We start from the raw sequence: 12,258 nt of genomic DNA on the forward strand, positions 1-12,258 counted from the left end.
TAATCTTGTCTATATGGGATTAGAACGAGAAAATCTACAGAGAATTGACAATCAAACCATTGAAAATTTTTACCAACTCTAAGATGACTCTCATCTCAACCCAAAAAGAAAAGGAGCGGATATGATATCCTACTCCTTTTTCTTGTCAGAAAATCTAATTAGAATTAGTCTTCTTTTTTCTTGCGAGCAACAATTCCAAATCCGCTCAATACTCCAAAAAGTCCAAGTGCTGCTAGGCGAGCATTGTCTTCTGTACCAGTGTTTGGAAGTTCAGCTTGTCCTGTTTGAGGTAACTCTTCCCCAGATTCTGAGTGTTGCCCCTGAGATGACTTGTCCTCTTCTTGGGCAACCGCTTCATCTTGATGAGAACCTTCTTGTTTTGTAGGTTCATCAATCTTAACAGGATTTGACTGAAGGTATTCTTGATTCTGTGGTTTCGTTACATCATCACCTATTACCTCCGTATATAAATGGGTAATAATGCCATCTTTTTCATGGGTCATTGTATATCGATATTTCTTACCATTTTTCGATATGATATCAGATTTAGGAGCCAATTTACCAATTTGAATTGGAATAAGTTCTTCATTTGATCCAATAATAATATGACGAGTAATCAATAATGGAGCTACAGGATGAATCGCTGGTTCACCTTTCTCACTTACAACTCCTTCTGGCAATTCTGGTCGTACTTCCGGTTCACCCTTCTCACTCACAATACCTTCTGGTAATTCTGGTCGTACTTCCGGTTCTCCCTTCTCACTTACAACTCCCTCTGGTAATTCTGGTCGTACTTCTGGTTCACCCTTCTCACTTACAATTCCTTCTGGTAATTCCGGCTGTACTTCTGGTTCACCTTTTTCACTAAAGTATTCTAAAAAGTCATAAATAACTGTTTTTTCATTTTCATCAACTGTACCTATTTCAGGCGCTGATGTAGCACGATGTCCTTTGTAAAAATAAGACTTACCATCTTTTTGAAGTATTGTTCCCACTTTAGGAGCAGTAGACGTATATTCATCTCCTATAGAAGCATCTTGTGTTAGTAGTTTTCCTGCTGCTATTTCAGTAGTTGTTCCTTCTAACATGTATTTTGCAAATACATTTCCACCCGTTGCTAGTTTATAGACATAGGTAATTTCAGTAGTTCCTGATGCAACTTTTCCTGTCTCAGCCGGAGAGCCAGTTTTCAGTCCTACTAGTTTATATTTTTTACCATCTTTGGTGATTTCTTGTAGTTTTACCGTTGTAGCATCATATGAAACCTCTTTGTTTGTTGTCGTTGGTGTTCCTACTACTACTTTTTGATTATCCTTATTTAAGTAATATTTAGTTTCTGTAGAAGATATCACTGCATCTTTAACAACATCTGTACTTTCTTTAATAGAAGTTCCATCCGCTAATTCATACTTAACAATGACACTACCTTTACTCTCAGTAGTTTCTGTTTCTTCCTTAGCGTAGATGTTTTTAACATTAGTTAGTTGATCACTAATATGGTAAGCACGGGTTGGTTGGTATAAGTCGTAATAATGAATTTCACTATAAATAGGCTCAGATATTGACGCATGTTGTTCATATTTCGTAGGTGCGGCAATTCTATATCGAACTCCATCTTTTTCATATTCTTTATATAATTGGCCTAATCCATATTGATATCTAGTATCTTCACTATAATATTTCGAACCAAAATAGCCAAATCTATAAGCTAAATAAGTTTTTTCTGGTTGATTAGAATCATCATCTTCACTAGGATAATAAGAATCTGTACTCTTATCTCCTAGTTTAAAATCTACATTTACTTCAAACACATTTTTTACAAAATTTGCATTTGTTGGAACTTGGTCGACATACTGAATTGCTTTATGAGCCTCTTTAAACTTCGTGACATTTGCTTTTTCACTCTCGTAGTTAGCAGTGTCTTTAAACTCTTCAATATTTCCAACAAATTTTGGTTCTACTTTATCTCGAGAATTTTTCCATCCTACTGTAATTTCTTTTTCGCCAAACATTTCTTTTAGCTTAGTTATATATTCTGTCACATCGTTATATTTTACAAACTTTCCGTTTTCTCTTATATAACCATTAAACTCCTGATGTACAGAATAAGTAGGACGATTCTTATTATCTACTGCATTTTTATTTGTTAATGTAACCTTATAGATTTCTTCCCATGTCTTTTCTTTTTCAGAGTTAGTGACATCTTCGTCTTTTAAATCTCTTAATCTCTCATCTAAAAGATTATTTAAGCCTTCCTCTAATGCTTTCTCATTAAAAAATGCACCCGCCGTATACGCTTCTTGTTCCGTTGCTGTAGAAACAGATTCTTTTAATGCTACCTCATTTTTTCAACAACTAATATAGTATCTCCTTCCTTAATTCCACCATCAGTTGTTATATTTTCTTTTGTAAAATCTTTAGCATCATTTTCACCTTGTTTAAATGTTTCAACAGCCCAAGAATCATTGGCTGTAGTTGGTTTTGTGGCTAAAACATACTTCCCATATTTTCCTTCATCAGTTTCAGAAACTAACCAAACTCGACTACCTTCTTTAATATTGTTATAGCGAATACTTCCATCTTCATTATGCAAGTTTCCAGGATTTGCATGTACTGTAATATCATTGAAAGTTGTTTCCTTAGTAGTCCCCTCATGTTTATCTACTTCTGTATCAATCTTATGATATTTTTCTCCGTTCTTTTCTAAAACTTTATCAGCTTCTTTGATTTTATTTAAAACATCATTATTTAAATTTGCTACATTTCCTTCATAACGTTTACCAAAAAGTCCACGAATTTTATAATCCATAGTGGTACTAGAAAGTTTTTTATCTCCAACAGGAATTTCTACATCAGATTCTTCTTTGAGTACTTCTCCTTCTTTTGTGACATAAGAAATTTTTGAATCCTTAAAGCTATCTTCACCTTGTTTTTTTATAGTTTCCTTTTCAACTCTGTCTAAATCATATTTGGCTCTATCTTCGCTTTCACGATGATTTATTTCATATCCAGCTTCTGTACTCGTTGCATGGTAATTTAAACCATCGAACACATGCATTTTTGGCATTGTATAGCTACCTGCGCCATTACTCAACGTTTCCATTTCCACACTATCTTTTGTAGGTGCTACTGTAGTTTCATTAGCTGTATTTGCAGTTTCTTCAGCCAATACCGGACTAGCTCCAACAACCATCATCCCTAATAAGACAGACGCTGCACCAATCCCTTTATATTTACGTAATGAATATTTTTGAATTGTATCTTTTTTCATAAGATATTTTCCCTTTTATTTCTTCCTACTTATTATAAAAAATCATACTAACTATTTTAGTATATCACTCTTAGTTTCCTTTATCAAACAATTATACATAAAGGAAATTAAAAAAAATAGATAATAAGATATCCAATAAAATCTCATTATCTATTTCATTTTTAGGCGTTCATGAGTGATAAATATCTCTTAGAAACTTGTTCTTTTGAATATCGATTCACAAACTTACTTGTATTTTCTAGCTCGATTTCTTTATCAGTCTCATATAAACACTTGATAAGATGCGCTAACTCCTCTGGTGTATCATATAAGCAAATATCTGAGTTCTTAGATGCATAATATTGATGAGCAATTTCAACATTAGAAAGCAAGGGAATCAATCCAAAACTCATGGCTTCAACGCAGGCATTGGCAAATAATTCCTTTTGGGAAGTTGAAATATAGCCATCATGTTCCCAATACGGTACCTCATCTACATATCCAATAACATGAATGGTAGATGGCAAAGTCGGATACTCTTTCTTCAATTTTTCAATATCTCCACCATATAAGAATACCTCTACAGGTAGGCCTTCTTGTTCTAACTTCCTAAAGGCTTCTATAATCCATTCTACCCTTTTTACCTTACTCATATTCCCTACATAACAATAGGAACTAGGCTTTCTTCTTTGTAATACTACTGAGGAAACCTGAGGTGCAAAAATCGGTGGCATAAATTGTGCATGATACCCTAAATCTTGCAAGATTGATGTTAATACTTCTGAAGCTACTAAATATCTAGTTTTTCTTCTTAGATTATGAGCTGGATTTAGCAATACATTGTCATGGATATATTCCCAATAGAGACGGTTTGTATTTTCTACAAAGCGCCATAATTTGGGAGTCACCACGTTATGTTGATCTCGAATTAAGATGTCTTTCTTATCTGTAAGACTGATTAATACCTGAATCAATAAGTCTTCGTAGGTTAACCATTCTCCATCTTTATAATATAAATAATTGTCCTCCATCATATAAATGGGACTTGGTTCTTCTCTTGGCTTATAGTACCGTGCCCGCATCGCTGTCGAACCATCTCGGTTTAACCATTCCAGTTCTTCTTTTTTATTTTTCTTTAAATATAATCCGGAAGTAAAATATAGAGTTTCTTCTTCTAATTCAATACTGGCCACAAATCCATTAATAACAGTCATTTTTCCATTAGGATATCTATCAATGATATCGGAAGGACGAATACTTAATTCATCATGACCAATATCTGATTGATAATGGCTTACACTCACTAATTCGTCCCTTTGGAAGCCTATTTGTTCATAGCCAGCCTTCCAATCGGGTCGAACTTGAGGATGGGTTAAAATATATAGATGTCCCCAACCTAAATAATCTGCAATTTTCTTTCTAGATAATTGGGAAGATTCAAATCCATATTTTCTAACTTCCTTTTTCCAAAGACCTGGGTGTATCGTAACCATTTTAGTCATAACAATCTCCTATCATATACGGTAACCTTTGCGACTCATTTATCTGTACTTGTTTGTCAGAAAGATTTACTAATCTGAATTATATCATATGAATCATACTTTTACTAGATTCTATCAATATACCTAACATCTACTTAATACCCCAATAAAAAATCCAAGCTAGTGCATGGATTTACATTTCCTAATATATATATTTATGCTACCAGCCAAGTGAAACCCTTTCAAACTGACAACCTAAGCGTCGCAATTCTTTTTGACGGTCCTCGTAGTAGGGGAGGGAAATGCCTGTGATGGTCACATGAGGCAGGTCTTGCAAATGGAGGCTGACAGATGAGGTGAAGTGATAGACCTGAACGAACTCGTATTCTTGAAAGAGCTGGGCAAGGACATCTTCAAAAATCAGCTCCGTCTCCAAGTAAGTCACGTTCGGAATTGTGAAGGTTTCCTTGGGATGAGGTAGATAGAGGTCAATGGCCAAGGCCTTTGCATAGGTACTAATAAAGCGGATGGAGATTTGGTCATCCTCTTCAGAGAACTTTTGTCCCAGCAGGACCTTGACCGTCTTGCCATTTGAGACGGGTGCTTGTGGCAGGGCAAAAAAATGCTCCAGATAGACTAGCTTCTCTCTAGTCACGACATGGTAGTCACTGCGATAGAGGGTATAATGCTTTTCCGTCCACTCAATCAAGTCATCTCTGGTCAAGCCCAAAGGCCCCACCTGACTGGGTTGAAGAGGGAGGGCATATATTCCCAAAGGGTAAATATCCGCATAGCCATCATCAAAACTCATGAGGTGATGGTAGGTCGAACTAGCAACCAAGTCCAAAATCAAGCTATTGTCAAAACTCGCATAAAAGATGGTTTCATAGTCTCCGGCCAGCTCCTGACAAATCTGAGCCAAGTCCTCTGTCGTCTGAGGATAATGAACATGGTCAAAATCCTTTGCATAATGCTCCTGACGAGCATTTTTTACAGGACTGACATAAAGGCTAACAAAGTCCTGATCAGGATAGAGTCCTTTGATATGCTGAGCTATTTTAGCCTGCAAGGGCGTTGTGGCAATGATGAGGTATTTCATCTCTTTGATTCTCCTAGGTGGTGATGGTGCAGCAAGGCCTCAACGACTTCAAAGTCCAAGGCATCGTCAATATCATAAGAATAGAGTTTGGGCATTTCATAGGCTACTGTCTTATCTGTGTAAAAGGTCTCATCTCGTAGGTAAAGGTCCTTGCGAGAAATCCAAATACTACCGTTGGGATAGTAATAGACAGGCTCTTTCTGCCGAGCATAGTGCTTAGAAACCTGAGGGGGACGGATAAATGACGACTCCGCAAACTGCAAGAAAAGACTACGACTCTTGTCCGCCTTAACACAGGAAATCAAATGGTCGGCTCCAGACTGACAGTAGAGTTGATAGGACTTGACGAGGTGCTCCACCTCTCTCAGGGGTGAGGTCACCTGTAGATTGACAAAGACCTGCTCTTCCTCAAAGGGCTGTAAAAAGTCGCGTAAGGTTTCTAAGCTAGAGGTTGTTGATAGGGCCAATTCTTTTGGTCTATGAACACAACAAATCTCTGGATAAGCTTGACGACAGAGTTCTAAATAGGCTAGAGAGTCTGAGGAAACCCAGATGTCACTAAATAGCTTGGAGACTAGAGCGACTTCGATGGTATAGAAAACCAAGGGTTTGCCTGCAAGCAGTTTGATATTTTTATCCACTAAGCCGCGCGAACCCGAACGGATCAAAATGACAGCTATGGGTTTAGATTTTGCTTTCATATAGTCTTCCTTTAGTTTTCTATTGTATTGGACTAGTAAGAAAAGCTAGATTGATAAACTTACAACATCCTAGAAGTTCCTATCTAATAGTTCTCTATATATTTGAGCTACTTTTTCCAGAGAATAGCGAGAGGCTAAAGCTAGATTTTTTTCATTTAATAGATGAAAATCAGGCTGTTCCATCTCTTCTATCTTTTGAATTAACTCTGATTTGGTTTTAAACAAGTTGATGGCATTGGACTGGCTAGCATAGAAACGATGTGCAATATCCACATCCGATAATAAGGCTAACAAACCTTGACTCAAGGCTTCAACACAGGCATTAGCAAATAACTCTGTGTAACTTGCAGACAGATAACATTGGTGCAGATGATAAAGCACTTCGTCAACGATACCTTTAAAGTGAATGGTTGGTGGCAGATCGTAGCGATTGCGCAGTTCCTCCAGACGCTCCTCTGTACCACCATAAAAAGTAATCTGGACCTTGGAGCCACGTTTGTAGAGTTCGATAAAGGCTTCAATGACAAGTTCCACATTCTTGCCTTCTCCCATATGACCCACTAAACAATAGTCTAGTACAGGTCCCACTTCTTTGATTTGACCGGGATTTTCTATAAACATAGGTGGCAGGAATCTTGTCTGGTAACCTTCCTTGGCCAAGCTTTCTGTCAACTTTTCACTGGCAACCAGGTATTTGTTTGCCTTGCGCAGATTGGCGAGGCGTAAGTCTCGCATGACATTTTCATGGACGACTTCATAGTAATTTTTGTCCGTGTTTTCCATGTAACGCCAGAGGCTGGGTTTGGGAACGATTTGTTGGTCACGGATGAAGAGGTCAGTTTGTTTTGCCCATCTGGCTAGGAATTTAACCAACAAGTCCTCTTCAGAACGGATTTCTCCTCCTATGCGGTAGATGTATTCTGGGTAAAAGATAGTAACAGGAGAGGGTTCTTTGAAGGGATCGATAGACTTGGGTACTCTCAAAACCATAGCGATGGATTTCCTTGACTGGATGAATGGTGACAATTCTCGACATGATGTAGACTCTTTCTCTCTTATTTTCTGCTTACAAAGGAAAAACCACCCTCACAAAAAGGCGAGGGTGGTTCATCCGTTACAATGCTCGGGGATTTCCTAGCAAGTTCCCCCTCAAAAGGACTTTATGCTATTCTATCACAAAGACCGACCATCTGCAAGATAGACTGCCTTAGACAGGATAGCTTGGGGGAGTTTTCTTATTGTTTATAAATCGATTCTCTGAAATCATCTGTGCTACGTAGGTAGGCATTGTAGATTTTTTGTTTACAACTTTCAAGAAAATGGAGAAGGTAAACTAGCCTTCCCCATTTTAAGGTTATATAATTTTGCAACTTTGTTGTAAAAAGCTATTGAAACAGACTATTTGTTCATTAGTTGCCTAGTTTACCCATTCACCATTTCCATTTACTTTATAACCGTCTGGTGTTGTTGTGCTCACAGCCAAAGCTCCAGAATCGTAGGCATAGTACCAGTGCGGTCCAACTTTAAACCAACCTGTCTTCATGATACCTGCTTCGTCAAGATAATACCAAGTACCATTTTCCTTGTACCAGCCTGTCTTCATAGCTCCTGAGCCATCAAAGTAGAACCATCTATTTCCGTCTGTACCCCAGCCTGTAAACATAGCACCTGAGCTACTCAAGTAATACCAGCTACCATCTACTTTTACAAATCCAGTTTGCATGACACCTAGGTCATCCAAGTAGTACCATTTACCATCCGTTTTCACCCAGCCTGTCTTCAGATCACCAGACTCATAGAAATACCATTTTCCATTAGATTGCACCCAACCAGATTGGTCTGAACTAGAAGTTCTAAATTCTTTCAGCGCTTTTTCTACAACGACTGCTTTACTTTTAACTGTTGAAAGGTTTGAGGAGGTCACTTCTGTATACTGAATAGCAGGACCATATCCACCAGCCAATTCCTCTGAAGAAGCATCATCACCTAAAGCTAGAGAAATCGTTGCTACTTTCTGAGAACTAGCTGAATTTCTAAAGGCCGCGAGCCCCACATATGTAAATTTAGAATTGATCAAAGCCTCATAATAACCTGTAAATTCTTTAGATGTTTCACCCTTCTTTTTCGCTACATAATTCGCCTTCTCAGCATGCCAGTTTTCAATTGCTTTTAGAAAACCTTCATAGTTCACATCTAAAGCTTCTCCTCTTATACTATTACTAGATGGAAAAGCAGTCCAGATTTCTTTCGTAGAAAGACGCTCAGGTTTCAGAGTTACTGACACCTCAGTAGCTCGTACAAAAGCAGTTTTCTCAAGATCAGTAGACCATTTGATAGGGACATACTTATCTACCAAACCTTCATCAGCTGCTTCCTTACGAATCTTATTAATCGCATCCAAAATAGTTTGTTTATTTGGGGTTAAAAATTCTCCCTTAATCCCAACCAAAACATTGCCATTAGAAGGATTTAGCACTTCTGAGCTCAAGACATTTTCATTTCTACCATCAGCAGATTGTGTTGCCACCAATCTGTCATTTGCAAAAACATCATTTGTCAAAACTGCTCCACCTAAAGTCAAAGCCAAGGCACTAGCAAATACAATTTTCTTCATTTTTTCTCCTTTTATCCTTTAGATAGGACAGGTATTTTCAATATTAAATTATATCATATTTTCCTATTCTTTGCCCATTTCTACTAATGTTATAAGGTAAATACTATTCCCCAAAAAGTAGAAATTCCTATCCTTTTATTTCACAACAAGCTCATAACGTGTCTTGCTTGTAAAGGTTTGACCGGCTTTAAGAATGACTTGGTCTTTGAGGTCACTGTGAATGGCATCTGGTAAAGCTTGCGCTTCAAGAGCAATCCCATTGTGCTGAATCATTGGTTTGCCAGCCACAAGTACACTCTCATCCACAAAGTTTGCTGTGTAAACTACAAAGCAAGGAGCTTCTGTCTTGAAAAGCAGGAAGCGACCTGAGTTTTGGTCATAAAGGAATCCAGCATTGTCATGACCTGCAGGAAGGGCAAATGGATGATCCAAACCTGATACCAGCTGGATTTGCTCATCTTCTTCTGCAAAGATATCTTTCAACAAGGCACCATTGTAGATGTGTTTGACCACATCACGGTTGGCTTCTGGAGTTTTGGCAGGAACACCGTCGGGAGCGATTGGGTAAATGCCCTCAGTATTTAGTTGGAAGACATGACGGTCAATCGTCTGCGTGAAATCACCAGACAAGTTGAAATAGCTGTGGTTTGTTGGATTGACCAGCGTATCTTGATCGGTCGTCACCTTGTAGCTGATTTCATAGGCACCAGTTTCTTCTAAGTTGTAGCTAATCCAGATTTTAAGATTGCCAGGGAATCCTCCTGTCCCATCTGTACGCTCTGTGTAGAGGGTCAAGCCATGGTCGCTCACCTCGACCAATTCAAATAAACTAGAATCCCAACCAGTTGAACCACTGTGGTTACAGTTGCTAGCATTGTTGACTTCAAGGTCATATGTCTTGCCATTTAATTCAAAGGTCGCACCTGCAATACGCCCCGCCACAGGACCTACGCTAGCTCCATGCTTGGGACTATTGCCTACATAGCTGTCAAAGTCATCAAATCCCAAAATAACGTTGGCAAAGTTTCCAGCCTTGTCAGGTGTGACATAGCGCAAGATGGTTGCACCATAAGTCATAACCTCAAGCTGGTAGCCACCGTCCGTCTCAAAGCGATAGGCCAAGACATCCTTGCCCTCAACATTTCCAAATACACGCTCTGTGTATGCTTTCATTCTGTTCTCCTTTTACTATTTCTCTCAAGCAAACAAACCATAGAAAGCCTACTGACAATCTATGGTTTATCTGATAGTTTACAAATTCTCTTGTCAAGAATTCATAAACACTGTCTTACTTTTGATATTCGTGGATGATAACACCTTGTACCACACGGTTTACTGTACCTGTAGGAGACGGTGTATCTGGTTTGTTTTCTACCTTGAGTGAAGTCAATAGGGCAAAGAGTTGGGCATAAACGATGTAAGGGAAGACACGGTAAATATCATTCAAGACACCGCCACAACCAAGGGCCACTTCTTTGACATTTGCAAGACCAAAGGCTTGATCACTCAAAAGCACAACACGGCGAGCAATCTGGTCACCAGCAACTTCACGAACCAAATCCAAGTCGTACTTGCGAGTGTAGTCTGTTGTTGTACCAAAGACCAAAACAACTGTATCTTCGTTGATAAGAGATTTTGGACCGTGACGGAAGCCGACTGGGCTTTCATACATAGTCGCAACTTGACCAGCAGTTAGTTCCAAAATCTTGAGCTGAGCTTCATGAGCAAGACCAAAGAAAGGACCAGCACCTAGATAGATGACACGGTTAAAGTCTAAATCAACAAGTTCTTTGACATCTTCTGCATCGTCTAGAATTTTACGGGCAAGACTAGATACAACTTCAAAACGTTCAGCTTTAACAGCAAATTCTGTAGGATCAAAGACCAAGAGAGCTGTCAACATCATAGACGTAAAGCTAGAAGTCATGGCAAATCCAGCATCATTAGAAGCAGCTGGTTGCAAAAGCAAGAGATTGCGGTCATCTCCATGAGCTTGAAGAGCCAATTTACCATCTGCTGCGCAAGTAATCGTCACTTGGTAAAGCTCATCCACCAAGGCTTTAGCCAAATCAACAGTCGCCACACTTTCAGGCGAGTTCCCACTACGAGCAAAAGATACAAGGACAGTCGCCACATCTTTTTTCAAATAAGTTTCTGGATTGGCAACGATATCTGTTGTCGCAATAGCATTGAAATTCCATTTGCGTTCGTCATAGACTTCCTTAAAGTAAGGTACCAAGGTATCTCCCACATAAGCAGAAGTCCCCGCACCTGTCAAAATAACCTTGATATAATCATGTTTATCCGCAATCTCTTGCAGGAAGGCTGCAATTTCTTCACGTTTTGCTTGATAAGATTCAAAAGCTTCTCTCCATACATCTGGTTGTTGGTAGATTTCACGTGTAGTGATTTCTGCACCCAATTCGAGCAAATCTTCTTTTGTATAATGTAGCATTGAGTTCCTCTTTTTCTATTAAATATGGGAATGGGAGTAAGCCCCATTCCCATGTATATTCTATATAAAATGCTCTAACGATTTTCACGTTGTCACATCGTATACTCAATGAAAATCAAAGAGCAAACTAGGAAACTAGCCGCAAGCTGCTCAAAACACTGTTTTGAGGTTGCAGATAGAACTGACGAAGTCAGTAACATCTATACGGCAAGGCGACCCTAGTATGGTTTAAAGAGATTTTCGAAGAGTATTATTCATCTTCGTCATCATCGAAGCCAGCTAACAGGTCATTAACTTTCACAATGCTTTCTGCAGCACGGTTCTTATAGTCCGCATCTGCACCTGTAAGGCTAGCATTGATAAATTCAATCACCATTGGAAGATTCATCCCTGCGTAAAGTTCGATGTCACGACCTTCCATAATCAAACGGCTTACCACGTTACATGGTGTTCCACCGAGAAGATCCGCAAAGACTAGGAAATCATCTAATCCTTCAATAGCAGCTTCAAATTTTGCAGTAAATTCTTCTGGGCCATCTTCTGGAAGAAGAGCCACTGCATGAATGTTGTCTTGTGGACCCATGATCATTTCAGTGCTACCTTTAAGTTCTTCACAGAAGCGACCATGACTCACCAAAATTAATGATTTAGCCATAAA

At 38.8% G+C, this 12,258-nt stretch carries 10 protein-coding genes; all 10 read right to left on the bottom strand.

The features are described 5' to 3' along the window. Positions 1-164: 164 nt before the first annotated feature. The 10 genes from QM956_RS05665 to QM956_RS05710 all read right to left on the bottom strand — a co-directional run bounded on the left by QM956_RS05665 (position 165) and on the right by QM956_RS05710 (position 12,255). On the bottom strand, positions 165-2,042 hold the full coding sequence (locus QM956_RS05665; protein ID WP_414302312.1) for an LPXTG cell wall anchor domain-containing protein: 1,878 nt from the start codon (positions 2,040-2,042) through the stop codon (positions 165-167). Positions 2,043-2,335: 293 nt separating this feature from the next. Beyond that, complete coding sequence (locus tag QM956_RS05670) at positions 2,336-3,271, bottom strand: YSIRK-type signal peptide-containing protein (RefSeq protein ID WP_414302313.1); 936 nt, start codon at positions 3,269-3,271, stop codon at positions 2,336-2,338. A gap of 161 nt (positions 3,272-3,432) precedes the next feature. After that, the gene (locus QM956_RS05675) at positions 3,433-4,752 is read right to left on the bottom strand and encodes a glycosyltransferase (protein WP_414302314.1); all 1,320 of its coding nucleotides are present in this window, start codon (positions 4,750-4,752) and stop codon (positions 3,433-3,435) included. 199 nt (positions 4,753-4,951) lie between these two features. Beyond that, on the bottom strand, positions 4,952-5,830 hold the full coding sequence (locus QM956_RS05680) for a glycosyltransferase family 52 (RefSeq protein ID WP_414302315.1): 879 nt from the start codon (positions 5,828-5,830) through the stop codon (positions 4,952-4,954). Next, the gene (locus tag QM956_RS05685; protein WP_414302316.1) at positions 5,827-6,531 is read right to left on the bottom strand and encodes an acylneuraminate cytidylyltransferase family protein; all 705 of its coding nucleotides are present in this window, start codon (positions 6,529-6,531) and stop codon (positions 5,827-5,829) included. The genes QM956_RS05680 and QM956_RS05685 overlap by 4 nt, the downstream gene beginning before the upstream one ends. Positions 6,532-6,600: 69 nt before the next feature. Next, positions 6,601-7,521: a glycosyltransferase gene (locus QM956_RS05690; protein ID WP_414302317.1), complete on the bottom strand. Its 921-nt coding sequence runs from the start codon at positions 7,519-7,521 to the stop codon at positions 6,601-6,603. A 427-nt stretch (positions 7,522-7,948) separates the two neighbouring features. After that, on the bottom strand, positions 7,949-9,145 hold the full coding sequence (locus QM956_RS05695) for a CAP domain-containing protein (protein WP_247953573.1): 1,197 nt from the start codon (positions 9,143-9,145) through the stop codon (positions 7,949-7,951). 135 nt (positions 9,146-9,280) lie between these two features. After that, positions 9,281-10,318: an aldose epimerase family protein gene (locus QM956_RS05700; protein ID WP_414302318.1), complete on the bottom strand. Its 1,038-nt coding sequence runs from the start codon at positions 10,316-10,318 to the stop codon at positions 9,281-9,283. A 115-nt stretch (positions 10,319-10,433) separates the two neighbouring features. Beyond that, positions 10,434-11,600, bottom strand: coding sequence for an SIS domain-containing protein (locus tag QM956_RS05705; protein ID WP_414302319.1), 1,167 nt, complete (start codon positions 11,598-11,600; stop codon positions 10,434-10,436). A 250-nt stretch (positions 11,601-11,850) separates the two neighbouring features. Next, positions 11,851-12,255 (bottom strand): PTS sugar transporter subunit IIA, encoded by a 405-nt coding sequence (locus QM956_RS05710; protein WP_020903318.1) that lies wholly within the window; start codon positions 12,253-12,255, stop codon positions 11,851-11,853. Positions 12,256-12,258 lie beyond the last annotated feature (3 nt).

Source organism: Streptococcus mitis, from assembly GCF_047460035.1.
Lineage (GTDB): Bacteria > Bacillota > Bacilli > Lactobacillales > Streptococcaceae > Streptococcus > Streptococcus mitis_DW.

Coding starts and splice junctions, on each gene's coding strand:
- QM956_RS05670 (WP_414302313.1), bottom strand. CDS start 3,271: ATGAAAAAAGATACAATTCAAAAATATTCATTACGTAAATATAAAGGG.
- QM956_RS05675 (WP_414302314.1), bottom strand. CDS start 4,752: ATGACTAAAATGGTTACGATACACCCAGGTCTTTGGAAAAAGGAAGTT.
- QM956_RS05680 (WP_414302315.1), bottom strand. CDS start 5,830: ATGAAATACCTCATCATTGCCACAACGCCCTTGCAGGCTAAAATAGCT.
- QM956_RS05685 (WP_414302316.1), bottom strand. CDS start 6,531: ATGAAAGCAAAATCTAAACCCATAGCTGTCATTTTGATCCGTTCGGGT.
- QM956_RS05690 (WP_414302317.1), bottom strand. CDS start 7,521: ATGGTTTTGAGAGTACCCAAGTCTATCGATCCCTTCAAAGAACCCTCT.
- QM956_RS05695 (WP_247953573.1), bottom strand. CDS start 9,145: ATGAAGAAAATTGTATTTGCTAGTGCCTTGGCTTTGACTTTAGGTGGA.
- QM956_RS05700 (WP_414302318.1), bottom strand. CDS start 10,318: ATGAAAGCATACACAGAGCGTGTATTTGGAAATGTTGAGGGCAAGGAT.
- QM956_RS05705 (WP_414302319.1), bottom strand. CDS start 11,600: ATGCTACATTATACAAAAGAAGATTTGCTCGAATTGGGTGCAGAAATC.
- QM956_RS05710 (WP_020903318.1), bottom strand. CDS start 12,255: ATGGCTAAATCATTAATTTTGGTGAGTCATGGTCGCTTCTGTGAAGAA.